We start from the raw sequence: 24,506 nt of genomic DNA on the forward strand, positions 1-24,506 counted from the left end.
TGGTTCCGGCGGAACGCCGGGGGCGGCTACTTTCTGGCGATGGCCTTGCGGGCCGCCTTGGCGATGTCCGCGGCGGTGATGCCGAACACGCCCATCAGATAGGGGGCCTTGCCCACCTGACCGAAATGATCCTTGACGCCGACACGTTCCAGCGGCGTGGGCCGCTGCTCCGCCAGCACTTCCGCAACGGCGCTGCCGAGCCCGCCGATGACGTTGTGGTTTTCCGCCGTAACCAGCGCGCCGGTTTCGGAGGCGGCCTTGATGACGGCGTCGGCGTCGATGGGCTTGATGGTGTGGATGTTGAGCACGCGGGCGGATACGCCTTCCTGAGCCAGCGTTTCGGCGGCCTGCAAAGCGTTGGCGACGCAGACGCCGGAAGCGATCAGGGTCACGTCGGAACCGTCGCGCAGGAGATCGGCCTTGCCGAGATCAAACTCGTAGTCATCGTCAAAGACGTTTTCGGCCTGACGGCGGAACAGCCGGATGTACACCGGGCCCTCATGCTCGACGATGGCGGGCAGGGCCTTGCGGAGCTGCACCGAGTCCGTGGGCTCGAACACGGTCATGCCCGGCAGGGTACGCATGATGCCCATATCTTCAAGCGCCATGTGCGTACCGCCGTTGAGTTCCGCGCCGACGCCCGGATCGGAGCCGACGATTTTGACGTTCAGCCCGGCGTAGCATACCGAGATGGCGATCTGGTCGAAGCAGCGGCGGGAAGCGAACGTGGCGAAAGAATGCACGAAAGGGATCTTGCCGCAGGCGGACAGCCCGGCGGCCACGCCGACCATATTGGCCTCGGCGATGCCCACGTTGAAGGAGCGGTCGGGATAGGCCGCCTTGAACGGCTTCATGCCGTGCGCGCCGGTCAGATCCGCCTCGACGTCCACGATGCGGGGATCCTCCTTGGCAAGCGCGATCATCGTATCGCAATAGACCTTACGCATTTCCTGAGATTCAAGCATGACGGCATTCCTCGTTCCTTATTGGAGTTCCTGCAAAGCGGCGGCGACGTCTTCGGGCGACAGGGGCATGTTGTGCGAACTGAGCTTGCCTTCCGCGACCGAAAGCCCTTTGCCCTTGACCGTGGCCATGATGATGGCGGTGGGGCGCTTCTTGATGGTGCGGGCATGGGTCAGCGCGGCTTCGAGATCCGAGAAGTTGTGCCCGTCGATGCACAGGGTCGCCCAGCCGAACGCTTCCCAACGCTTGTCGAGCGGACGCACGGCGTTGATCGCGTCGGTGTAGTCGTCGATCTGCATCCCGTTGTCGTCCACCAGCACGACGAGATTGTCGAGCTCTTGGCTCCCGGCATACATGGCCGCTTCCCAGATCTGCCCTTCCTGCTGCTCGCCGTCGCCGACGATGCAGTAGACGCGGTAGTCCTTGCGTTCCATGCGCGCCGCCAGCGCCATGCCCACCGCCGCCGAAAGCCCCTGCCCAAGCGAGCCCGCGGTCATGTCGATGCCCGTGGTCAGCTTCATGTCGCAATGGCTCGGCAGCCTGGTGCCGGGCTGGTTCAGGGTGAGGAGGGTTTCCTTATCAAAGTAGCCCTTCATAGCCAGCAGGGTATACAGCGCGGGTCCGGCATGGCCCTTGGAGAGCACGATGCGGTCACGGTCGGGCCAGCCCGGCTCTTCGGGGCGCACGCGCATTTCCTCGTAATAAAGGTAGACCAGCGCTTCGATGAGGGACAGGGAACCGCCCACATGCCCGACACCGATCTGGCCGATCATTTTGGTGAGCAACTGCCTCGCTTCCTTGCTCAGCTCGGTGAGCTGCCGCAATTTCCGCTCGTTCATGGTTCAGCCTCGACTTCCTTACAGATGTTGTTCCGGTTCGGGGGACGTGCCCATCACGTCCCCCTGCCCCGTCGTTTCCAGAACCGACTGCCACAGGTCGGAGCGCACGCTCATGGTGCGGCGCTTGCGCGTTACCAGCTCCAGCGGCAGATGGACGAACTTGTCCATGATGTTGGCTACGACCATGCCCGTCTTCCCGCTCATGGCCGCGTGCACGGCATGTTGGCCCAAAAAGCCGCAGTACAGCCTGTCGTTGGCGTTGGCGGGGACGGAACGGATCATGTAGCTCGGATCGATGTATTTGAGATAGTAAGGTATCTTTTTGGCTGAAAAGTATTCGGCGATCTTCGCGCGCAGGAACCCGGTGATGTCGCCGAGCGCCTTGTTGCCCGAGGCGTCGCAGCGGGTTTCGTGCTCGGAAAGCAGATCCTGCCCCGCCCCCTCCGCCACGGCGAGCACGGCGTGGGAGTGCGCGGCAAGGCATTTTTCCAGAGCCGGGAACAGGCCCCGCTCGCCGTAGAGGCTGAAAGGGACCTCGGGGACGAGCACGAAATTGACTTCGCGCATGGAGAGGGAGGCGTTGGCGGCGATGAAGCCCGATTCGCGCCCCATCAGCTTGACGATGCCGATGCCGTTGAAGACGCTGGCGGCCTCGATATGGGCGCAGCGGATGGCGTCGGCGGCCTTGTCCACCGCCGTTTCGAAGCCGAAGGAATGGGGGATGAAATTGATGTCGTTGTCAATGGTTTTCGGAATCCCGACAATGGAGATGTGCTTGCCGCGCCGGGCGACTTCCTGCTGGATGGACGCCGCAGCCTTCATCGTCCCGTCGCCGCCGATGATGAACAGCGCACTTATATTCAGGCGCTCAAGGGCGGTGGCGATTTCGGATGAAGACTGCGGCCCTCTGGACGTCCCGAGGATCGTCCCCCCGAACTCGTGGATGCCTTCCACATCGCGCGGGGCCAGCTCGCGCACGTCGTAGCGGTAGGACGGGATAAACCCCTGCAGGCCGTAGCGGATGCCAAGGACCGAAGGGACGCGATAGGCGTTGTACGCCGTCATTACGATGGCCCTGATGACGTCGTTGATGCCCGGGCACAGCCCGCCGCAGGTCACGATGGCGCATTTCGTCTTGCTCGGATCGAAGTAGATCCGGTCGCGGGGGCCCGCCAGCTCAAAGGACATGGGGCGCGGCGCGGCGCCTTCGTCCACCAGCTCCTCGTCCACGGTGAAGACCACGCGCCTCTCGCCCGCCGTCGCCAGGTTGCGCGACAGCGGAGAATCGATTTCCGGCGTTCCGAGACTCTGAATGCGTATCTCTTGGGCCGCGGAGGGCGTAGCTTCACAAGTATTCATGCGGATTCCTTCCTTTTATTTTTCTTTGACCCTGCCGCAGGTCCTGCGCACGATAAGCTCCGTGTCGAGCAGGTACTGCACCTTCAGCGGGGTTTGCGATTCAATGGCCGAGATCATGATGTTCGCCGCCATCTGGCCCATTTCGTAGCAGGGCGTCTTGATGCTCGTCAGCGGCGGGTTGAAGTAGGCGGCGATGTCGATGTCGTCGAAGCCGCAGACCGAAATGTCCTCCGGGACGCTGAGCCCCGCCTCGGTGATGGCGCGTATGGCCCCGATGGCCAGATAGTCGTTCACGCACAGCACCGCCGTCGGGGGGTCCTGCAATTTCAAAAACGCCCGCATGGATTCCTTGCCGAGCAGGTAGGAGGGCGGCTGCGAGCGGATGAGCTCCGGATCGAAGGGGATGCCGTTGTCGGCAAGCACCTTCTTGTAGCCTTCCATGCGGTCGATGGTACGGCGCGCGCAGGTCATGGGGCCGACCAGAAAACCGATGCGCTTATGGCCGAGATCAATGAGGTATTTGACACTCGTATAGATGGACCGCGCGTTGTCGATGCCGATATAGTTCACGCTTTCGTCCGGCACTTCCCACAGGATGATGCAGGGGATGCCCGCCGCCTCCAGCGTTTTCATGTACTCCACATTGCTCATGTCCAGCCCGACGAGGATGAGCCCGCCGATGCGCTGCTCGTGGAAACGCCGCATGGCGAGGCGCTCCTCCTCCGGAGAGAACTGCGACAGGGCCACCTTGCACGAATAGTTCCGCTCCGAGCACGTTTTCTGGATCGCCATCAGGTTCACGCCGAACGCCGCATACGTCGGGGAAGGCAGGAGGATGCCGATGGTGTCCGAGCGCCTTTTGGAGAGGGAACCCGCCGTCGCGTTGTAGACGTAATTGAGCGCTTCCGCGGCGGCCCTGACCTTGCTGACCGTTTCCGCGGGCGTTTTGTCCGGCTCGCGGAGGGCGCGGGATACGGTCGAAAGCGAGACGTTCGCTTTGACGGCAACGTCTTTTATGGTCGCCCGAGTGTTATTGAAACCGTTTTCATTCATTTTATTGTTTCTTTTCAATGTATTATCCATTTATTTTGTACTTCAATGAGTACGTTTTCAATCTAGCCGCCCATAAAACCGCTGTCAAGCCTCTTTGCAACGTTTTTTTGCTTTCACCCCCTTCAGCTCCGGCAAAGGCCGGGTTTTGTACCTCACTCCACTCCATCTACTGGGAAAGAGCGTGCCGAAAAAGAAAAAATATATTGTATTTACATATGTTATATGGACACATGCATTTCTGGCATCTCCCACAGCGGCAGACCCCGTGAGGGCGGAAACCTCTTCACAGTGCTGTGGGGAGTGCTTGAAAGGGCAAAAAATATCTTTTTTAATAGACTGTATTCTATAAAAAATATGTCTTTTACGGTTTTGAGGACACAAAAAAAGACATCCCATCTCTTGACAAGATATTTTTTTGACGCATAGAATGAAAACGTATTCATTCTAATATAAACTATAACATACAATATATTGAATATTCATATTTTTTTATAAAAGAACGGATTCAAAAATCGCTCACAGGCATCATAGTTATAAGGAAATCCACCCTTTAGGCCTCATGTCTGCGACCCCGGCGCCACACGGCACCCCGGAAGGCCGCAGGCCTAACCAGATAACCCCAAGGAGAAGGGCGTTATGCAACTGTCCAACACATGGAAGGCGACGGTAGGATTGATGATCGGGGCGATCCTGTGCCTGCCCGCGCAAGCGGCGGCCGAAAAGAAAATCATCATGCGCTACAGCCACAGTTCGGCGGCCATGGTGGAGGAGCCCCACCACACGGCGGCTCTGGACTTCAAGAAATACGTTGAAGAGAAAACCAAGGGCAGAGTGGAAGTACAGATCTACCCCGCCAGCCAGCTCGGCGGCGAGGAACGCGCCTTTCAGGACGTGCAGCAGGGCGTCATCCAGATAGCCTCCCTGGCTTCCAACAACGCCGCCGTGTTCGCCCCCTCCCTCTATGTCATCGATCTTCCCTACCTGTTCAGGACCAATCAGGAAGGCTGGGCCATCCTCGACAAGTACTGGGACGAACTCAACGCTAAAACCATCAAGGAAAGCGGCAACCGCATCATCGGCTGGCTCGACCTCGGCTACCGCCACGTCTGCAACAGCAAACGGCCCATCCGTACCATCGAAGACCTCAAGGGCCTGAAAATCCGCGTGCCCAACAACCCGGTCATGATCAACACGTTCCGGGCCTGGGGCTGTGAACCGACCCCCCTCGCGTGGGACGAAACCTTCAACGCCCTTCAGCAGAAGGTCGTCGACGGCCAAGAAAACTCGTACGTGGTTTTTGCGTCCAACAAGTTTGAAGAAGTGCAGAAGTACATGACCGAACTGCGCTACAAGCTCCAAATCATCGTCATGGTCGTCAACGACACATGGCTCAAGAAGCAGCCCGCCGACATCCAGCAGGCCATCCTCGAAGGCGGACGCCTCGCCACCAAGCACAACCGCGAAATGATCATGGCTATGGAAGCCCGCCTGAAGCCCGCCATGAAGAAGGCCGGCGTCGAAATCCTCGACAAGCCCGAAGACGAAAACGTTTGGGAAGAAAAGGCGATGGCTCTCTGGCCTGATCTCTACCCCAAAATCGGCAATCTCGATCTCCTCGACAAGATGATGGCGGACATGCATCGCAAGCGCCCGTAAACGCAAGAGCATGAAAACGTTTTTTACTATTGATTAAGGTCCATTATCTCTATTTCTACGTTCTTTTGAAGCGACATGCAAGTGAAAAAGTACGCTCTTTCATGAATGTGCAGTGCGCATTCTTAGAAAAAAGCGCGACTATGGCAATGGATTTTAGACTGTTCACCCATAATGAGGAGGTCTTCATGAACATCCGGCAAAGCTTCAACCGGGCCCTTTTAGGGGCGGTTTGCGGAGCGCTGCTTCTGGTTTCCCCTGCCAGTGCGGCCGAGAAAAAAATCGTCATGCGCTACAGCCACAGCTCCAGCGCGATGGTCAAGGAACCGCATCACGCGGCGGCCCTCGACTTCAAGAACTATGTGGAAAAGGCCACCAACGGGAAGGTGGACGTCCAGATTTACCCCGGCAGCCAGCTTGGCGGCGAGGAGCGGAGTTTTCAGGACATCCAGCAGGGGGTCATTCAGATCGCGTCTCTCGCGGTCAACAACGTGACGGTGTTCAGCCCCTCAATGGGCGTGTTCGACCTGCCGTACATGTTCACCAACTATGAAGATTGCTACAAGCTCATCGACCAGAACTGGGACGAGATCAACAAGCGCATGATCGCCGAGAGCGGCAACATGGCCGTGGGCTGGCTCGTGCAGGGCTTCCGCGTGCTCAGTAACAGCAAGCGTCCTATCAATACCATTGAAGACCTCAAGGGCCTCAAGATCAGCGTGCCCAACAACCCGATCATGATCGCCACCTTCCGCGCGTGGGGCGGCGAACCCGCGCCCATGGCGTGGGACGAGACGTTCAACGCCCTCCAGCAGAAGGTCGTCGACGGACAGGAAAACCCCTACCCCGTGTTCGCTTCCAACAAGTTCGAGGAAGTGCAGAAGTACATCACCGAAATCCATTATAAGGTGTGGATCGGCCCCATCGTCGTGAACGCCGCGTGGTTCAAGAAGCAGCCCGAGGACGTGCAGAAGGCCATCCTCGAAGGCGGACGTCTCGCCACCGAAAACAACCGCAAGATGATTGCCGAAATGGAAACCGACCTCGTCAAGGTGCTCAAGGACAAGGGTGTAGAGATCCTCGCCAAGCCCGAAGACGAACCCGTCTGGCAGGAAAAGGCCATGGGCGTATGGCCGCAGTTCTACGACAAGATCGGCGATATTTCCTTGCTTGACACCATGATGAAGTCCCTCGGACGTACGCGTCCGCAATAACGCCTGCCGAGCCCGGAGGTGGCTTCCTCCTCCGGGCCGCTAAACCTCAACGGGTGAGGAGAGAGTCATGCGCGAGCAGCTGGCGTCCATTTGGAAGAACCTTGAAGAGTACATTTGCTGTGCGCTTCTCGGCGTCATCATGACGCTTTTGATGATGCAGGTGTGCTACAGATACTTCGGCGGCAAGTCCATCGCATGGTCTGAAGAGGTCAGCCGTTTCCTGTTCCTGTACCTTGTCTATTTCGCGGCAAGCCTCGCCGCCTCAAAGAATCTGCATATCCGCGTGACCGCGCAGCTCAAGCTCCTGCCGAAGCTCGGCCAGATGCTTCTGCTCCTTACGACGGACATCATCTGGCTGATCTTCTGCATTATCGTGGTGAACGTCGGGACGGACTTCATCATCAGCATGAGCGACCGCCCGATGGTTTCCGGGGCGCTGATGCTTGATATGCGCTATGTCTACGCGGCGGTGCCCATCGCCTTTACCTTGCAGGCCGTCCGCCTCGTCGAGCGCTGGTGGCGCATCTTCACCAAGCGCGATCCCTTAGTCGTTCCCAGCGAGGAGGTATTCTGATGTCGCTTGAAGTCCTCATCTGGATTGCGCTGGCTGTCCTGCTCGTCATGGGCACGCCCATCTTCGTCTCCCTCGGCATGGCGTCCATCACCGTGCTGCTTCTGAGCGACATCCCGCTTTCGCTCGTCATGATTGACCTTATCAAGGTCTCGGACATGTTCCCCCTGCTGGCGGTGGTGGGCTTCGTCTTCGCCGGGGCGCTCATGGAACGCGGCGGCATGGCGGCCCAGATCGTTGAGGTCGCCTCCATGCTCGTCGGGCACATACGCGGCGGGCTCGGCATCGTGACCATCCTCGGCTGCATGTTCTTCGCCTCCATGATCGGCTCCGGCCCCGGCACCGTGGCCGCCATGGGCAGCATCATGATCCCCTCCATGATCAAGCGCGGCTACTCGCCCGAATACGCCGCCGGCGTTTCGGCTACCGGCGGCACGCTCGGCATCCTCATCCCGCCGAGCAACCCCATGCTGGTCTACGGCATCATCGCCAACGTCTCGATTTCCGCGCTGTTCACCGCCGGTTTCGTACCCGGCGCGCTGGTCGGCACCTGCCTCATGTTCACGGCCTATACCATCGCCCGCCGCCACGGCTACAAGGGCACGATGCATTCCTACACGATGGCCGAATTCGGGCGGGCGCTCCTGAAGAACATCTGGTCCCTCATGGCTCCCGTGGTCATCCTCGGCGGTATCTACGCGGGCATATGCACGCCCGTGGAAGCCTCGGTCGTCGCAGTGTGGTACGCCCTTTTCGTCGGCTTCTTCATCACCAAGAAGCTTTCCCTGAAGGAAGTGTTCAACGCCATGAAGCTGGCGAACATCTCCACCGGGACCATCCTCATCGTCGTGGGCGTGTCCACCATTTTCGGGCGGTTCCTGACCATGTACCAGATCCCGCAGCAGCTCGCCGCCCAGATGATGCTGTACACCACCAATCCCATCCTGATCCTGCTGCTCATCGCGGCACTGCTGTTCTTCCTCGGCATGTTCATGGAGACGCTGGCCACCATCGTCGTGCTCGCGCCGGTCTTCCTGCCCATCATCAAGTCCGTGGGCATCGACCCCGTGTTCTTCGGCGTCTTTTGGGTGATAACCAACGAGATCGCCCTGCTGACCCCGCCGCTCGGCGTCAACCTGTTCATCGCCATGAACCTGTCCAACCTCCCGCTGGAGCGGGTCGCCAAGGGAGCCTGTCCGTATATTTTCCTGCTTATTCTCGTGGTGTTCTTCCTCATCTTCTTCCCCGACGTCGTGACGTTCCTCCCGAAGGCGCTCGGCATGTATTGATGGTGCGCCGCCCCGGACCCTGCCGAGGGGCTCTGCCCCTCGGAACCCCGGCAGAGGAAACGCTCAGGGCATAAAGGAATCTCCCTTTACTGGAATTCCGGAAACGCAGGGCTCAAAAAAATCTCCTCTCCACCAACCTGGGGGCTTCCTCCTCCCCCACTCCCCCAAACGGCGGCTATTCCCCCCAATGGATAGCCGCCGCTCCGTTTCCCATACAAAAAAACGCTTCTCCGAGAAGCGACTCTTACTGGCGGTAATGTTAGGGAAACGAAAATGCGCGGGGTTTTGCACGTCACGGTTTCATCGCGAACATATTGACGGTTTTATTGTAAAGGGAGGTTATCGCCTCGTCGGACAAACATTTCGGATACACAAATTTAGATGCTTATCACATAGTACATGGACAGATTCCGGTATATGAATTGAACTACATTGTATATTAAGCGATTACCTTGGCGGCAACGCCGCCAAGGTAATCGCGCCGCCGGGTCAAGGGGCGGCTCGCCCCTTGCGGGGTCCCGAGGGGCAGAGCCCCTCGGCAGGGTCCGGGGCGGAGCCCCGTGAGATCGCTTGCCTCGCCAACCCGCACGGGCTATCAGGGAGCGTCACTCGACAAAAGGCTGTGACGACAGGAGGCTCCATGAAACCGCTCAAGCTGGATGCCGATTCCTCCCGCACCGGGAAACTTGAGGACATGAACGCGCCGTGGAGCCGCCTGCTCCATCTGGCGACGCGCTACACCTACCCGAAACGCTACCCCCTCGTACTGGCGGGCGACGCCATGTTCGACTTCTACTACCTCGCCAAGGGGCGCCTCAGGATCATGCACGGCGCGGAGAACGGACGCGAACGGGCGATGGTCTATATCGGCAGCGGGAATGTATTCAATGAGGCCACGGCACTGGCCGGATTCGACGATCCCGACTGCCGCTTCTACTGTATGGAAGACGTGGAACTGTACCGCTTCCCCGGCACGCTGCTCCATGATCCGCGCTTCGTTGCCGAATACCCGGAACTCATCATCAACCTGATGGTATCCATGAGCACCAAGGTGCTCGTGATGCACGCCAACCTTTCCGAAACGGGCGGCGGTACGGCAGTGAAACAGGTCTGCCTCTTTTTGTGCGGGCTTTCACGTCTGCACGGTGACAAGCTCGACTTCAACCCCCAGATGACCCAGGAAGAACTGGCGATTTTCCTTGGGATACACAGGGCTACGCTTGTGAGGGCCCTGAGGGTCCTGCGTGGGTGCGGCGCCCTCCTCCAGCTCACCAAGAACCGCCTCCGTATCGGAGACCTCGCGCTCCTGCAAAAAATAGCCGGGGAATAACCCGGAACATCTACAGAAAAACCCATATAATCCATACTGTTTCGTCCTATCTCATCTTTTTTCCACTTTTTTTCACAAATGGCGCAGATGCGCCATTTTCTTGAGAACGGCTGTGTGAAGGTTCGCACAATGGGAAGTGAGCCGGAGGGCGGATGCGCGCCCGCCCATCCCCTCACCCTTCACATAGCCGTCCCCCGCGACGCGGGGAACGCCAAGGAGACAGGACGTGATCAACGTTATCGATCAAGACAAATGCATCGGATGCGGGACCTGCTTCAAGTCGTGCAGCCTCGACGTGTTCCGCCTCGACACCGACCAGAGCAAGGTTTCGCCCTGCATGGCGGCGTGCCCTGCGGGGACCGACATTCGCGGCTACAATGCCCTCGTACAGCAAGGCAAGCTTGAAGAAGCCGCCCAAAAACTCCGTCAGGCAAACCCATTCCCCGGCATCACGGGCCGCATCTGCTTCCATCCCTGCGAAAAGGAATGCGCGCGCAATGCCGTGGACGGTGCGGTAAACATCAACGCCGTCGAGCAGTTCCTCGGCGATCTCGACCTGCCAGAAGAACAGCCCGCCGTCCGGCATACGGCCAAGGTCGCCGTGGTGGGTTCCGGCCCCGCAGGGCTTTCCTGCGCCTGCTTTATGGCCCGCATGGGCTACCCCGTCACCGTTTTCGAGGCCGCGCCGCGCCCCGGCGGTATGCTCCGTTACGGCATCCCGGCTTACCGCCTGCCCGACGCCGTGGTCGAGGCGCATGTGGCCCGGCTTGAAGCCCTCGGCGTCAGCTTCCGCTGCAACACCCGCATCGGCAAGGGCGGCGACCTAGCTCTCGGCGATTTGCGCCGGCGCGGCTACAAGGCGTTCCTTCTTGCCCCCGGAACCAGCCTCAGCCGCAGGATCGCCATTGAAGGCGCGGAGCTGCCCGGCGTGCTGTGGGGCGTGGAGTTCCTGCGCGCCGTGCGCGGCGATCACGCTCCTACGTTTTCGGGCCATGTCGTGGTCGTGGGCGGCGGCGACGTTGCCGTCGACGCGGCGATTTCCGCCAAGCGCCTCGGAGCATCATCCGTGAGCATGGTTTCCCTTGAGTCCGAAGCCGAACTGCCCGCCTATCCGCACAATATCGCCGACGCCCGCGACGAGGGCATCGATTTTCAGTGCGGCTGGGGCCCGGTACGCGTCGAAGGCACGGACGCCGTTTCCGGCCTCGCCGTCAAAGCCTGCCTTTCCGTCAAAGACGCTTCCGGCGCGTTCCGCCCGTCCTTTGATGAGGCGCAAACCCGCACCATCCCCGCCGATGCCGTGATTTTCGCCATCGGGCAGGCCGCCGATCTCGATCCCTTCGCGGAGGACGTGGCCATCACGCCCCGCCGTACCATCGAAACCGCCGCCTTCACCTTCGAAACCTCCCGCCCCGACGTATTCGCGGCGGGCGACGCCGCCAGCGGCCCGGCCTCGGCCATCCAAGCCATCGCCGGGGGACGCGAGGCAGCCTTCTCGATGGACCGCTACCTGCGCGGAGGCCAGATCCTCGCCAACCGCGCCGCCGTCCGCGAAACCGTGGACAAGGACAGGCTCCCCGGCGAAGGCGTGCTCCTCTCCCCGCGCAACGAACGCGCCGTGACCGACGCCCCCGGATTCGGGGAACGGCGACAGGGGCTGGATCTCCATGCCGTGCTGGCGGAAGGTATGCGCTGCATGACCTGCGGGGCCAAGGCCCGCATCGCCTACAACGACGACTGCATGACCTGTTTCACCTGCGAGCTCCGCTGCCCGGCGGAAGCCATCAACGTGCATCCTTTCAAGGAACCGCTCCCGCGTACCCTTGAAATCCATTGCGAGGACTAGCCATGAGCGCGAAACCTTTTGTTTTCGATACGGACGTGCTGATCATCGGCGGCGGCTTTTCGGGTTCGTGGGCCGCGCTGACGGCCCGGCAACATGTGGAGAACGTGCTCATCGTCGACAAGGGCCCCCGCGACTGGGGCGGCCTCGGCGGGATGTCCGGCGGCGACATGATCGTCAAGCAGCCGGAGTTCGCCGCCAAGGATCTGGTCGAAGAGCTGGTCTATTACTATGACGGGCTGTGCGAGCAGGATGTGCTTGAGGAAATCCTCAACCAGTCCTACGAGCGCTTCAAGGATTACGAGAAGATGGGCCACGAGTTCGCCCGCGACGATTCCGGCAGGCTCATGAGCATCCCCCAGCGCGGGCTCGAACTCATGCGCTATTACTTCTACCATCCCTACGGCAAGGGCGGCGCGCACACCACGCAGATCCTCAATGCCGAGCTTCAGCGGCTCAACGTCCAGCGCATCGGGCGCATCGAGATCACCGATCTCGTCAAGGACGGCGACGCCGTTTCCGGGGCCGTGGGCTTCCACGCCCAGAGCGGCACGCCCTGCCTGTTCCGGGCCAAGGCCGTCATCCTCGCCGCCCACAACGGCGGCTGGAAGGGCTCGTACCTGCTGAACACCTGCGCGGGCGAAGGCGCGGCGCTGGCCTACGGCGCGGGCGCTTCCCTGCGCAACATGGAGTTCATCGAAAACTGGAACGTGCCCAAGCTGTTCGCGTGGGAAGGACAGACCGGGATGCTCCCCTACGGCGCGCGCTTCCTCAACGGAGAAGGCGAGGATTTCATGCGCCGCTATTCCCCGAAGCTCGGAGCCAAGGCCGACCCGCACTACAACGTGCGCGGCATGGCCTTTGAAGTCCGGGCCGGACGCGGGCCGATCTACTTCGACACCAGCACCATGAGCCCGGAAGGCGTCGAGATCATGACCCCCACCGGCGGCTGGATGAAACTCAACGACACCAAGCTCAAGGAACTCGGCATCGACTTCTTCAAGAGCAAAACCGAATGGATGCCGCAGGTGCTCACCTCATTCGGCGGCACCGTGGCCGACAAAGACGGCTGGAGCGGCGTTCCGGGCCTGTTCGTGGCCGGACGCGCCCGCAGCGTCACCCCCGGCGTCTACATGGGCGGCTGGGACACCTGCAAGACCACCACGACCGGCTACATCGCCGGGAACAGCGCGGGCGAGTACGTTTCCGGGCTCACCTCCGCACCTCAGTTCGACGACGCCCACGCTTCCGGCACGCTCGGCGCCACCCTGTCCCTGCTCGGCAAGCCCGGCGTCTATCCCAAGGACGTGGTCCGGCTCATGCAGGAGCTCATGGCCCCGATGGACGTGTGCATCCTCAAGACCGGCAAGGGCCTCACCCGCTCGCTGGAACGCCTTGAAGACGCCAAACGGAACATCCTGCCGTACATGACCGCCCCCGAGCCGCACTATCTGGTCAAGCTCGTGGAAGCGCGCTCCATGGCGCTGATCACCGAAATGTACCTGAAGGCGTCGCTCATGCGCAAGGAATCGCGCAGCGGGCATTACCGCGAGGATTTCCCCGAACGCCACGGCGATCCGGCATGGATCGTCATCCGCGACGGGCACGACGGCATGGATCTGCGTGCCGACCCCGTTCCGCTGGACCGTTATCCGGTAAAACCGCACCGCTACTATATGGATAACTTCGCCTTCCCCAAAACATCGGCCATCTAAGGCAGCGTCCGCCGCGCCGGAATCCCACATCCCGGCGCGGCTCCCCGACCTCTGAACCCGCCTCCCGCAGGAGTCCCCATGAACCGTGCCCTGACCTTAAAGTGGTTCGCCGTGCTCGGCCTCGCCAGCCTGTTCTACCTGCTGGCTCCCCGTGACGTTTCGCCTCAAATGCCCCTCTATCTCGGGATGACCTCCGCAGCGGTCATCATCTGGACCTTCGATCTCTTGCCCGCCGTGGCTGTCGCCGCCGCGCTGACCTTCCTCTACCTGCTGACCAACATGGCCCCGCCCGAAGTCGTGCTCGGGCCGTGGACCACCGTGCTCATCTGGACCACCTTCGGCGCGGCCATCTTCGGCGAAGCCATGGAAAAGACCGGGCTCGCCAAGCGCGTGGCCCTGCGCTGTATGCTCCTCACGGGCGGCACGTTCACCGGGATGCTCATCGGGTTCGCCATCGGCGGCATCATCCTCGGCCTGCTGCTGGCCTCCGGGTTCGCCCGCACGGTCATCTTCTGCGCCATCGCCGTGGGCATCATCAGGGCGCTGGACATCGATCCCAAGTCCCGCCTGTCCTCCATCATCGTCATCGCCTGTTTCTTCGCGGCGGCGGCCCCGACCATGCAGTTCCTGCACACCTCGGAGTCCTTCATCTGGTCGTTTCAGGTGCTCATGAAGGCCATCGGCGGCAATGTGGACTGGTGGGAATACCTGAACCACGCCTGTTTCATCAACACCATCTATGTCGCGCTGTCCTTCCTGACCATCTATTTCATGCGCGGCAAGGTGCGGCTCCCCGAAGGCGGGAAGCTCAAGCTCATCCTTGAAGAGCGCCTCGCCGAAATGGGCCCCATGACGGTTTCCGAAAAGCGCCTCCTCGTCCTCGCCATCCTCGGCATCCTCGGCTTCATGGTCGAGCCGTGGACCGGCGTGAACGCCGTGTATGTGCTTTGCCTCGTAGCCCTGTTCTGCTACATGCCCGGCATGAAGATCATGGAGCCCTCCTCCTTCAACAACCTGAACATCGTGTTCCTCGTCTTCGTGGCGGGCTGCATGGCCATCGGGTTTGTGGCGGGCGAAGTCGGAGCCAACAAATGGGCCGTCTCATCCATCATCCCGTTCCTCAAGGAACTGCCCCCCACGCTCGGCGTGCTCTGCTCCTACCTCGCGGGCGTGGTCACCAACCTGCTCCTGACCCCCTTCGCGGCGACCGTGGCCTTCACCCCGGCGTTCGGCGAACTCGGCGTCCAGATGGGCGTCAACCCGCTGCCCTTGTTCTACGCCTTCGAGTACGGGCTCGATCAGTACTTCTTCCCCTATGAAGGCGTCATGTTCCTCTACATCTTCACCACCGGATGCGTGACCCTCAAGCACGTCATCCCCACGATGATCGCCCGCTGCATCGTCGCCGGGGCGTTCATCGCGGTCATCGCCATCCCCTACTGGACGTTCATCGGCATCATGTAACCCCGGCACGACCCGCTCCCGCGCCTCTCCTCCCACTCCCGGATGCCCCCGCATCCCCCAAAAAAGCGTTGCCGCACCCCGGCCTGATGGCTGGATGCGGCAACGCCTTTTCGTGATCGCCCTTCCCGTCTTCTTGACACGCCGCCCCGCCGTGCCCACATTCAGACAAAACACGGGCAGGAGGCCGCCATGAGCGACAAGGACATCATCGATATGAAAGAGGAAAACGGCCAGTGGTCGGCCTACGTTTCCGAGTTTTCCCCCGAAAAGCTCTGGGAAAAAATCAAAGGGCACGCAAAGAAAGTCGGCTGCGAGGGCATACGCAGCGCCCTGCGCCTGTTCTACGCGCTGGACAATCCGTCCATGTCGCTCAAGACGAAAATGGTGATTTACGGCGCGCTCGGCTATTTCATTTCGCCCATCGACGTGATCCCCGATTTCATCCCGGTCGTGGGCTTCACCGACGACATCGGCGTGCTCGCGGCGGCGGTGGTCATGGCCGCTTCCTATATAGACGCCGAGGCCAAGGCCAAAGCCGACGCCAAGCTTGCCGGATGGTTCGGGGAAGGCACTTGCTGAAAAGAACCATACCCCCAGCCTTTCCGGGAACTATGGAGAGGCTCTCCGCCACGCTTTGGCGCGGACGCACCGCAAGGTACGCCCGTACTTCTGCTCTCCCCGGCAGAACACTATCAGGAATAGGCCCCGCGCACGGCGTCCACAATGGCGTCCGTCAGACGCTGCAGGTCTTCAGGCCCGATGCAGTACGGCGGCATGAGATAGACGTTCCGGTTGAACGGACGCACCCATACGCCGCGCTCAACGAAGAAATCCTGCAAGACGGCCATGTTCACGGGCTTGTCCACCTCCACGACGCCGACTGCGCCGAGTGTCCGCACGTCGCGGACCCCCCGGAATTCCCGGCACGGCGAAAGCCCTTCCTCAAGGCCCCGGCGGATGCCTTCCACGCGCTCGGCCCACGGCGAGGCGTTCAGAAGGTCGAGGCTGGCGCATCCCACGGCGCAGGCCAACGGGTTGCCCATGAAAGTGGGGCCGTGCATGAACACGCCGCCGCCCTGCTCCGGCCCGGCCTCTTCAATGCCCCGCGCTACGGCTTCGCTGGCAACGGTCGCCGCCAGCGTCATGGTGCCGCCGGTGAGCGCCTTGCCGAGACAGAGGATATCCGGCTTGAGGCCCGCCCATTCCGAAGCGAACATCTTGCCGGTACGCCCAAATCCTGTGGCGATTTCATCAACGATCAGCAGCAGTTCGTGCTCGTCGCACAGCTTCCGCAGCCCGCGCAGGTAGTCGGGGTGATAGAACCACATCCCGCCCGCGCCCTGCACGATGGGTTCGAGGATGACCGCCGCCAGCCCCTCCGCGTGACGCTCGATGGCGTCGCGCATGGGCCGGAGGCTGTCGGGATCGAACGGGCTGTCGAAACGGCAGTTTGGGCGCTCGACGAACAGGTGTTTCGGCAGGATGCCGGTAAACAGCGTATGCATACCGTTTACGGGATCGCAGACGGACATGGCCCCTTGCGTGTCGCCGTGGTAGCCGCCCTTGGGGGTGAGGAAGCGGGTTTTGCCCGGCCTGCCCTTTGAGGCCCAATACTGGACCGCCATCTTGAGCGCGACTTCGACCGAGACCGAACCCGAGTCGGCGTAAAAGATGTGTTTCAGATTGTCGGGCAGCAGCGGCAGGAGCCGTTTCCCCAGTTCCACGGCGGGCTCATGAGTCAGGCCGCCGAACATGACGTGGGCCATTTTCGCGGACTGCCGCCGCAAGGCGTCCATGAGGACGGGGTGTCCGTAGCCGTGGATGGCGCACCACCACGAGGACATGCCGTCCACCAGCTCCCTCCCGTCGCGCAGCCTGATGCGCACGCCCGACGTGCCCACCGCCTCCCGCACCGGGAGCGGGTTCAGCGCCGACGTATACGGGTGCCACAGGTGTTCCCGGTCGAAGGCGAGGAGCGAAGAAGGGGAAAGAGGAGATGAGGGAATGTGGGGGGAGGCCACGCGGGAGCTTTCCCGGTTGGAGCATGAAGATGCGGGGGAGGTTTGACCGCGTTCATGGGAAGAAGACGGGGAGACGATATGTGATGAAGCGTTGTCGGGGCATATTCCATTGGAAAGGCAGTCCGAGAACAACGGGCGCAGGGCTTCCACGGCGGGCCCGACAAGGGCGGCGAGGCTGGACCATACGTTTTCGGCATTGTTTGCGAATCCGGTTTGGTAGGGGATTTCCGCGAGCACGGGGACGCCGCGTTCCCGGCCCATGCGGGCGAGGGTTTCGGCGTTGTCGCGCAGCAGCCTGCGTTCGTTCCCGACATCCGGATCGGGGCCGGAACCCGGATCGCATACCGTTTCCGGGATCGGACGGTTGAGGATCATCCCGCACACGCGCAGGCCGTGCGATTGCAGCACGTCGAGCGAAAGCAGGGCGTGGTTGATGCAGCCGAGCTTGTTCCCCACGACGAGCAGGACCGGAAAATCGATCTCCCGCATGAAGTCGAGCATGGTTTCGCGGTCATTCAGCGGGACGTAAATCCCGCCCGCGCCTTCGATCAGCAGAAACGTCCCGTCCGGCGCCTTCCGCTCCAGCTTTTCCCGTAAGCCGAAAACAGTGAGCGGACGCCCTGCCAGCCGTGCCGCCAAATGCGGCGAACACGCGGGCTCGTAGGTTTCCAGCACGATCCCGCCGCCTCCCGCCGCCTCGTAGCAGGCCACGTCGGGAGCGACAAGGGCGGAAGAGGCCGAAGAAGAAGAAGAAGAAGAAGAAGAAGAAGAAGAAGACACTCCCAACGAAGCGCCCACGCCTCCCATGCCTGCGTTTCCCCAACCCTTCAGGTGTTCGGGAGTACTGGAACCACCTTTCCCACAGCAGCCACAAGCACAGTCTTCCTTTCGCGTCTGCAAGGAGTCTCCATCCCCTCCCGCCGAGAAAGCCCCCTCATGAGACGCGGCCTCCCCCCGATTCTCTTCCTCTCCCCCCCGCATAACACACCCCGTCTGTACGGGTTTCACAGCGGCGGCGGGCACCCCGGCGACCTTCAAGGCGCGCAGAAGCGCGGCGGTGACGGTGGTCTTCCCGGCATCGGTATCGGTCCCGGTGATGAAAAGCCCCTTCATGACCGTTCCTCCCGAAGCCCCAGCACCTCGTACATTTCGGCATCGTCACAGAAGGCGCAGCCCTTGGTGGTGAGGTAATTGCCGGTCATCACGCCGTTGGCTCCGGCGGCGAAAACCCACGACTGCCACTGGCCGAACGTCTTGGAGCGCCCGCCGCAGATGAGCACGTCCTGTTCCGGATGCAGAAGCCGCATGAGCGCGACCACCCGCAGCGCCTCGGAAGGTGGCAGGAGGGGGGAATCCCCAAGCGGCGTGCCGGGAATGGGATTCAGAAAATTGAGCGGCAGGGAGTCCACGCCGAGATCGGTCAGGGTTTGGGAAAGCTCAATACGCTGCTCCCACGTCTCGCCAAGGCCGAAGATGCCGCAGCTGCACACCCGGAACCCGGCGGAGCGGGCCACGCGCACGGTTTCCAGATCCTGCTCGTAGGCGTGGGTGGTACAGATCGAAGGGAAATGGCTCGCTGAGGTTTCGAGATTGTGATGATAGGACGTAAAACCCGCCTCGCGCAGCCGGGCGGCCCGCTCGGGCGTCAGCAGGCCGAGCGAGGCGCACAAGCCGATCTTCACTTCCCGGCCGATGCGCAGAGCCGATTCGCACAGCGCATCGAAATCGCGATCGCTCGGAGCCGTGCCGCTGGTCACGATGCCGAAGCGGTCGACATTGTTGGCGGCGAGCTCTTCGGCGCGGCGCAGCAGCGTATCCGTGTCATAGAGAGGATAGACGGGGGAATCCGTTTGATGATGCGCTGATTGGGCGCAGAAAGCGCAGTTTTCAGGGCAACGCCCGGACTTGGCGTTGATGATCCCGCAGGTAAACGCGGCGGCGGGCTTGCGGGCGGCGCGGGCCAGCCCCGCCACGGACAGGATGTCCAACGTCGCGGACTCGGGAAGACGGGCAAGCTCCAGCGCCTCGGAAGGTGACAGAAGCGGATCGGCGCCGGACGTGATGCGTTCGGCGATGCGGACAAGCAAAGCATCCATGGGAAAACGTCCTTACAAAAAGTGATGCGACCTTCGCTGTGAGAATAAAGACGCCCGGAAGGGAATCTGGGCAAGCCGGCGGCTTCGGCCCGATCGGATGCCGAAAAAATTTTCCTGGGAACCCCAAGGGCTCTCCCCAGCAATGCCGGACAGCAAATAACGGGAGCCTGACCGCTGAACGGATACGGCATTTCCCTGCTCTGTGCAACTCCGGTGAAACGGACGGGTTACGGCGGGAAGCAATGACAATGGGCACTGCCGGGAAGCCCCACTGAGAGAAGCATCCGCTTCCATACCAGAGCCTTTCCTCTTAGAAATGTATATGATCGCCCCAGAAAAGCTGCGTGGGGGGATTCGATGGCACAGGAGCCTTTGGAAAGGCATGGGCTCCCCGCCGGCAAGCTTGGGGGAGAGAGGAAAAGCCTTTATCCAGAAAAAGTTCCCTCTCCCCAATGCCTCTATGCCCTTTCAAAGCCCTTCCTCCCACCTTCCCCGAAAATCGGTTGCGGCCTACAAGTCAAAAGGCTAAAATGATTTCACCATCAACGCTCTCGGCCCCGCCGTCCGCAAACGCACCCCGACCACATGCCAAAACGTCTTACGCTGTTCGCTCCCGTCCTGCTCGCCGTAGTCCTGTCCATCGGGATCATGGCGTGGTTCGGCTACCATAACGCCAAGGACATCCTCGAACAGGAGCTCGTCGCCCATCAAAAAATGATCGCCCAAAGCGCCGTCGATGCCATCCACACCTATTTTACCGGCATCACAGAGAACGTCGAGACGCTCGCCGCCTCCGGCCCCATCCGCCGGCTGCTCAAGAATCCCGATTCGGCGGAAGAGATGGATTCGGCGCGGCGGCTTACGCGCCTGTTCATCCGGCACCAGTCGGATATGCCCAACCTCAACCTTCTCAACAAGAACGGCCAGATAATCCTCAGCTCCACCACGGCCATGCCCGGCATCACCCGGAGTGTCCGCACCGATTTCTCCGATATTGATCGGCCTTCCTTCGGCAGCACCACCAACGGGGACGGGAAGGTCATGGCCTACGTCAGCGCCCCTGTCCGCAGCGACGGCGAACGCGGCGGCGAACGCATCGGTGAAGTTGTCGTCATCATTGATCTGGAAAATTTTCTGCAAAGCTGGAAACGCACAGCCTCCATCGCTCCGAGCGACGGCTATTTCCACATCATCAACGCACAAGGCAAAGTGCTGGCCTCATGGAACAGCGAGGCGCCTCCAGACAACATGCTGAGCCCCGGCAAGCAGAATATTTTCCATCAGCCGGAAGGGCAGCTTATCCGTTTCGCCTCCAGGGATCGGCACACCAGCCTCGGCATCTGGTTCCCCATTCCGTCCACGGACTGGCGGATCCTCATGGCGGTGAACGAAAACAAGATCCTCGGCCCGGCCAACATACTCCGCGACGGGACGCTGACCATCAGCGGAGCCACGGGGCTGCTGCTTCTCCTCCTCGTCTGGGTGCTCCTGAGCTCGCTCACCCGGCAGATCCGCGAGAAAAATCTCCAACTTGACGCCATATCCTCCCACCTGCTCGGTGGCCTGCTCATTACAAGGCTGGATCGGTCCTTCACCATCCTCTACGCCAACGACGGCTACCTGAATATGGTAGGCTATACCCGAAGCCAGCTCCGCAAGGAAAAGCGCAACGTGGCCGTTAGCCTCTGCGCGTCCGAAGAGCGGAACGCGACGATGCAAGCGATTTTCAGCCAGCTTTCTCAGAACGGCATGCTGTCGCTCGAACACCGCCTCCAGCGGAGGGACGGCACCCGCTTATGGGCCCTCATCCGGGGGCGGCAGGTGAACGATCCCGAACTGGGGCAAATCGGCGTATGGGTCATCATCGACGTCACCGAACAGAAGGAAACGCAGCTTGCCTTTGAGCGCCAGTCCTGCGAGCTGGAAACGCTTGTCCAGCAGGTTTCCGCCAGCGAAAACAGGCTCAAGTTCCTTGTGGACAGCGCGAGCATCCCCTTGTGGTCCACGGATCTCGAAACAGGGCTCATTTCCTACAATGAGCACGTCTGCCGGATGCTGGGCTGGCCCGAAGGCGTGCTGCACATGACGCTCCCGGATTTTCTGCTCCGGTGCCATCCCGACGACGTGGAGCACGTGCGCAACGTGTTTGAAAGCTTTTCCGCCGAAGACGCCGGCGGCACGCTGGAGTACGAATACCGGGTGCGGGACGGCAACGGGAACTGGCGGTGGATACTGGTCAAAGGGCAAAAAGCGATCAACCCGCTGACCCACAAGGCCGAACGGGTGGGCATCGTCATCGACAACCACGCCCGCAAACAAGAGGCGCTCGATACCCTCCAGCGCGCCGCTGAACTTGAAGCGCAGGTGCAGACGCGCACGGCGGAACTCGCGGCCCGCAATGCCGAACTGCTCAAAAGCCAGCAGGAAGCCTTGGAAGCCACCCGTGCCAAGAGCGAGTTCCTCGCCACCATGAGCCACGAAATCCGTACGCCCATGAATGGGATCATCGGCCTGACATATCTTGCGCTCCAGCGCGAATGCCCCGCCGCCATTGCGGATTACCTCGCCAAAATCGACGTCACCGCCAAGACCCTTCTGCGGATCATCAATGATATCCTTGATTTTTCTAAAGTCGAATCCGGCAAAATGGACTTCGAGGAAATCCCGTTCAACCTCTCGGAGGTGCTTGATAACACTCTCCAGATGTTCACCCATGCCGTGCGGGAAAAGGGGCTCTCCCTGCGCTTTGACGTTGGGGAAGGAGTGCCCCAGTCGCTTGTGGGGGATCCCACGCGGCTCGGGCAGATCTTGCTCAACCTTGTGGGGAACGCTATGAAATTCACGCATGAAGGCAGCGTGACCCTTTTCGTCCGGTGCGTGGAGACGGACCCGCAGACCGTCACGCTGGGTTTCGCCGTGCGCGACACGGGCATCGGTATCCCCGCGGACAAGCTTCCCTCTCTGTTCCAGCCGTTCATCCAGGCGGATATGTCGGTTTCCCGGCGCTACGGCGGCACGGGCCTCGGCCTTGCCATAGCGCGGGTGCTGGTACAGCACATGGGCGGGACAATCCATGTGCGCAGCGTGGTAGGCAAAGGGTCCACATTCAGTTTCACGCTCCGCTTCCGCCGGCCTGCCGCAGTCCTCAAGGAGGCCGAAAGCACCGCGCCGGGCAACACGCCCGCGCCGCTCGACGGGCTCCGGGTCCTGCTCGCCGAGGATAACGATATCAACCAGATAGTAGCTACAGAAATCCTGAAAATGAAAGGCATTGCGGTGGATGTGGCCTCCAACGGGCTCGAAGCCGTGGACATGGCTCGTTCCGGGGCCTACGACGTGATCCTCATGGACATCCAGATGCCGGAACTGGACGGCATCGAAGCGACGCGGCGTATCCGGGCCTTCCTGCCGGACATTCCCATTATTGCCATGACCGCCCACACCATGAAGGGCGACGCCGAAAAGTGCCTCGACGCGGGAATGCAGGACCACATCGCCAAGCCCATCGATCCGGAGACGCTTTTCGCAGCGCTGCAACGGGCACGGGGGTAGACTTCCATTCCTGCCCGGCCCCCCGAATCCGCCCTTCCTAGGCCCTCCTTTGATACCCGAAAGCCGCCCCCCTTCACAGGCGGCGGCTTTCGGAGTAATGTGCTCTTATGTCACATTTCCTTTATATATCGGACGTATTTTGTCCTTGGTGTTATGGTTTTGCCCCGGTCATGCAGCGGATTTCCTCCGAGCACCCCGGCTATCCCGTACGCGTGCTGAGCGGCGATCTGGTGGAAAACCCAACCACCACCGGCGAAATGATGAGGAACCACCCGACCATGCGGGAATTTTTCGTCCGGCTCGCCAAAACCACGGGACAAGCCGTCGGGCAGGATTTCCTGCGCCGCCTTGAGCCGGGGCAGGGAGATCTCCGCATGTTTTCCCCGGATATGGCAGTGCCTCTGGCGGCGCTGAAAAAACTGGCCCCGGGACACGAGCTCGAACAGATGGAGGCCTTTCAATCGGCCTTTTACGGCGAAGGCCGCGACGTGCTCGCCCCCGAAGTCCAGATGCGGATAGCGAATGTGGACGGCGACGTCTTTATGCGAGCGTTAGAAGACCCCGGCGTACAGGCCGCCGCGGAAGCCGAACGAGAGGAAGCGCTCGATATACTGGGTGACTTTGTGGTTTATCCCACGCTCTTTCTTGAAACGGACGACGGCGAGCGCCATGTGCTGGCGCGCGGTTACGCCGATTATCCCGTTGTGGCCGCCAAGCTTGCCTCCGTGCTCGGCGGAGGAGCTGGCGGCTCGGAGACACGCCCCGCCAACGCGTGCGGCCTCGACGGGCATTGCGATATTTCAGCATGAAGGGGAAAGATCGGGGAGGGAGCTTTTTCAAAAAAGCTCCCTCCCCGAACCTCTCCCGCAAAAACTTCGATTCGTGGGGAGACCGCGCAACGGGAGTCCGTTCCGGTCAAGGGAAAAACTTCCTATCCTATGTGCAAGCCTTTTCCCGCTGTTCCTCCAAATCAAAAACCCGCCCAGCATGTCCGAGCGGGTTTTATTTTTGTCTACCCGAAAGTCTGACAAGGAGGGATTCGATAACATCGAAAGCCTTGGGAGGAAGGAGCCCGGGGAGGGACGCTGCTATCGATGCCCGTAAGCCCGAAGACGCACCTAACCATCATAGCCCCTGTAGGGCCGCCATCCACTTCCCGGCCAATAAGTAATCTACCCGCCGATTATGACTGTAGGACAGCCCATGACGATCTGTCCCCCGTGGGCCGTCTGATCGCCCATGCGGGCGGCGGGGCGGCCCCCGATCAGCACGGAAGACGATCCTTTGATGATGACGTCCGGCGGCCCTACGCAAACGGCGGAATCGCCCATACACGCTGCGGGCATATTTCCGATAAGGACATGAGGGCAGCCGGGCGGAAGTATCGGCCCGCCCACATGCGGAATCGGTGGGAGCCCCGGCGTCTGCATGGGACACACATGCATATCTCCAACGCGCGCTGCTGGCGGCATGGCCCATCCTCCTTTACGCCGATTCGGCGTGTTGCGGATAACGCTTTCAGTCTCCACCATACCGGGCGGAGC

The 24,506-nt window shown here is 61.2% G+C and carries 18 protein-coding genes; 11 read left to right on the top strand and 7 right to left on the bottom strand.

Annotated features, from left to right (window positions below):
* Window positions 1–26 precede the first annotated feature (26 nt).
* Genes T370_RS0101840 through T370_RS0101855 form a run of 4 tightly spaced genes read right to left on the bottom strand, consistent with a single transcriptional unit; the run spans window position 27 to window position 4,214 of the window.
* Window positions 27–965, bottom strand: a complete 939-nt coding sequence (locus tag T370_RS0101840; RefSeq protein ID WP_029434541.1) for a transketolase family protein — start codon at window positions 963–965, stop codon at window positions 27–29.
* Between the two features lie 18 nt (window positions 966–983).
* Entirely contained in the window at window positions 984–1,802 is an 819-nt protein-coding gene (locus T370_RS0101845) for a transketolase (protein ID WP_029434542.1), read from the bottom strand.
* Window positions 1,803–1,820: 18 nt separating this feature from the next.
* On the bottom strand, window positions 1,821–3,161 hold the full coding sequence (locus T370_RS0101850) for an ATP-dependent 6-phosphofructokinase (protein ID WP_005023955.1): 1,341 nt from the start codon (window positions 3,159–3,161) through the stop codon (window positions 1,821–1,823).
* Window positions 3,162–3,176: 15 nt separating this feature from the next.
* A complete protein-coding gene (locus T370_RS0101855; RefSeq protein WP_005023953.1) occupies window positions 3,177–4,214 on the bottom strand; it encodes a LacI family DNA-binding transcriptional regulator in 1,038 nt (345 codons plus the stop codon).
* Window positions 4,215–4,850: 636 nt separating this feature from the next.
* On the opposite strand from T370_RS0101855, the gene T370_RS0101860 reads away from it, so the two are divergent.
* The 9 genes from T370_RS0101860 (at window position 4,851) to T370_RS0101900 (ending at window position 15,872) form a co-directional block, all read left to right on the top strand.
* Window positions 4,851–5,870: a TRAP transporter substrate-binding protein gene (locus T370_RS0101860; RefSeq protein ID WP_005023951.1), complete on the top strand. Its 1,020-nt coding sequence runs from the start codon at window positions 4,851–4,853 to the stop codon at window positions 5,868–5,870.
* A gap of 185 nt (window positions 5,871–6,055) precedes the next feature.
* Window positions 6,056–7,081 (top strand): TRAP transporter substrate-binding protein, encoded by a 1,026-nt coding sequence (locus tag T370_RS0101865; RefSeq protein ID WP_029434543.1) that lies wholly within the window; start codon window positions 6,056–6,058, stop codon window positions 7,079–7,081.
* A gap of 67 nt (window positions 7,082–7,148) precedes the next feature.
* A complete protein-coding gene (locus T370_RS0101870) occupies window positions 7,149–7,655 on the top strand; it encodes a TRAP transporter small permease (RefSeq protein WP_005023948.1) in 507 nt (168 codons plus the stop codon).
* A complete protein-coding gene (locus T370_RS0101875; RefSeq protein ID WP_009380538.1) occupies window positions 7,655–8,941 on the top strand; it encodes a TRAP transporter large permease in 1,287 nt (428 codons plus the stop codon). Before T370_RS0101870 ends, T370_RS0101875 begins: the two co-directional genes overlap by 1 nt.
* Window positions 8,942–9,581: 640 nt before the next feature.
* Entirely contained in the window at window positions 9,582–10,271 is a 690-nt protein-coding gene (locus T370_RS0101880; RefSeq protein WP_029434544.1) for a Crp/Fnr family transcriptional regulator, read from the top strand.
* A 226-nt stretch (window positions 10,272–10,497) separates the two neighbouring features.
* Window positions 10,498–12,117, top strand: a complete 1,620-nt coding sequence (locus T370_RS0101885) for an FAD-dependent oxidoreductase (protein WP_029434545.1) — start codon at window positions 10,498–10,500, stop codon at window positions 12,115–12,117.
* 2 nt (window positions 12,118–12,119) lie between these two features.
* Window positions 12,120–13,829, top strand: coding sequence for an FAD-binding protein (locus T370_RS0101890; protein ID WP_029434546.1), 1,710 nt, complete (start codon window positions 12,120–12,122; stop codon window positions 13,827–13,829).
* Window positions 13,830–13,907: 78 nt separating this feature from the next.
* Window positions 13,908–15,293: an SLC13 family permease gene (locus tag T370_RS0101895; protein WP_005023936.1), complete on the top strand. Its 1,386-nt coding sequence runs from the start codon at window positions 13,908–13,910 to the stop codon at window positions 15,291–15,293.
* A gap of 189 nt (window positions 15,294–15,482) precedes the next feature.
* Window positions 15,483–15,872, top strand: coding sequence for a YkvA family protein (locus T370_RS0101900; RefSeq protein ID WP_029434547.1), 390 nt, complete (start codon window positions 15,483–15,485; stop codon window positions 15,870–15,872).
* 113 nt (window positions 15,873–15,985) lie between these two features.
* On the opposite strand, the gene bioA is transcribed toward T370_RS0101900, so the two are convergent.
* A complete protein-coding gene (gene bioA, locus T370_RS24050) occupies window positions 15,986–18,427 on the bottom strand; it encodes an adenosylmethionine--8-amino-7-oxononanoate transaminase (RefSeq protein WP_029434548.1) in 2,442 nt (813 codons plus the stop codon).
* Window positions 18,424–19,410: a biotin synthase BioB gene (gene bioB, locus T370_RS0101910; protein ID WP_005023929.1), complete on the bottom strand. Its 987-nt coding sequence runs from the start codon at window positions 19,408–19,410 to the stop codon at window positions 18,424–18,426. Before bioB ends, bioA begins: the two co-directional genes overlap by 4 nt.
* A gap of 585 nt (window positions 19,411–19,995) precedes the next feature.
* Here bioB and T370_RS0101915 point away from each other — a divergent pair.
* Together T370_RS0101915 and T370_RS0101920 are read left to right on the top strand one after the other, a co-directional pair.
* A complete protein-coding gene (locus T370_RS0101915; RefSeq protein ID WP_029434549.1) occupies window positions 19,996–22,962 on the top strand; it encodes a response regulator in 2,967 nt (988 codons plus the stop codon).
* A gap of 170 nt (window positions 22,963–23,132) precedes the next feature.
* Entirely contained in the window at window positions 23,133–23,771 is a 639-nt protein-coding gene (locus tag T370_RS0101920; RefSeq protein WP_231377988.1) for a thioredoxin domain-containing protein, read from the top strand.
* Between the two features lie 363 nt (window positions 23,772–24,134).
* On the opposite strand, the gene T370_RS25860 is transcribed toward T370_RS0101920, so the two are convergent.
* Window positions 24,135–24,494, bottom strand: a complete 360-nt coding sequence (locus tag T370_RS25860) for a PAAR domain-containing protein (RefSeq protein ID WP_306538703.1) — start codon at window positions 24,492–24,494, stop codon at window positions 24,135–24,137.
* Between the last annotated feature and the right edge of the window lie 12 nt (window positions 24,495–24,506).

Source organism: Bilophila wadsworthia ATCC 49260, assembly GCF_000701705.1.
GTDB classification, from domain to species: Bacteria; Desulfobacterota; Desulfovibrionia; order Desulfovibrionales; family Desulfovibrionaceae; genus Bilophila; species Bilophila wadsworthia.

Coding starts and splice junctions, on each gene's coding strand:
- T370_RS0101870 (WP_005023948.1), top strand. CDS start 7,149: ATGCGCGAGCAGCTGGCGTCCATTTGGAAGAACCTTGAAGAGTACATT.
- bioA (WP_029434548.1), bottom strand. CDS start 18,427: ATGAAGGGGCTTTTCATCACCGGGACCGATACCGATGCCGGGAAGACC.
- T370_RS0101865 (WP_029434543.1), top strand. CDS start 6,056: ATGAACATCCGGCAAAGCTTCAACCGGGCCCTTTTAGGGGCGGTTTGC.
- T370_RS0101920 (WP_231377988.1), top strand. CDS start 23,133: ATGCAGCGGATTTCCTCCGAGCACCCCGGCTATCCCGTACGCGTGCTG.
- T370_RS0101850 (WP_005023955.1), bottom strand. CDS start 3,161: ATGAATACTTGTGAAGCTACGCCCTCCGCGGCCCAAGAGATACGCATT.
- T370_RS0101915 (WP_029434549.1), top strand. CDS start 19,996: ATGCCAAAACGTCTTACGCTGTTCGCTCCCGTCCTGCTCGCCGTAGTC.
- T370_RS0101860 (WP_005023951.1), top strand. CDS start 4,851: ATGCAACTGTCCAACACATGGAAGGCGACGGTAGGATTGATGATCGGG.
- T370_RS0101845 (WP_029434542.1), bottom strand. CDS start 1,802: ATGAACGAGCGGAAATTGCGGCAGCTCACCGAGCTGAGCAAGGAAGCG.
- T370_RS0101840 (WP_029434541.1), bottom strand. CDS start 965: ATGCTTGAATCTCAGGAAATGCGTAAGGTCTATTGCGATACGATGATC.
- T370_RS0101900 (WP_029434547.1), top strand. CDS start 15,483: ATGAGCGACAAGGACATCATCGATATGAAAGAGGAAAACGGCCAGTGG.
- T370_RS0101875 (WP_009380538.1), top strand. CDS start 7,655: ATGTCGCTTGAAGTCCTCATCTGGATTGCGCTGGCTGTCCTGCTCGTC.
- bioB (WP_005023929.1), bottom strand. CDS start 19,410: ATGGATGCTTTGCTTGTCCGCATCGCCGAACGCATCACGTCCGGCGCC.
- T370_RS0101890 (WP_029434546.1), top strand. CDS start 12,120: ATGAGCGCGAAACCTTTTGTTTTCGATACGGACGTGCTGATCATCGGC.
- T370_RS0101895 (WP_005023936.1), top strand. CDS start 13,908: ATGAACCGTGCCCTGACCTTAAAGTGGTTCGCCGTGCTCGGCCTCGCC.
- T370_RS0101880 (WP_029434544.1), top strand. CDS start 9,582: ATGAAACCGCTCAAGCTGGATGCCGATTCCTCCCGCACCGGGAAACTT.
- T370_RS0101855 (WP_005023953.1), bottom strand. CDS start 4,214: ATGAATGAAAACGGTTTCAATAACACTCGGGCGACCATAAAAGACGTT.
- T370_RS25860 (WP_306538703.1), bottom strand. CDS start 24,494: ATGGTGGAGACTGAAAGCGTTATCCGCAACACGCCGAATCGGCGTAAA.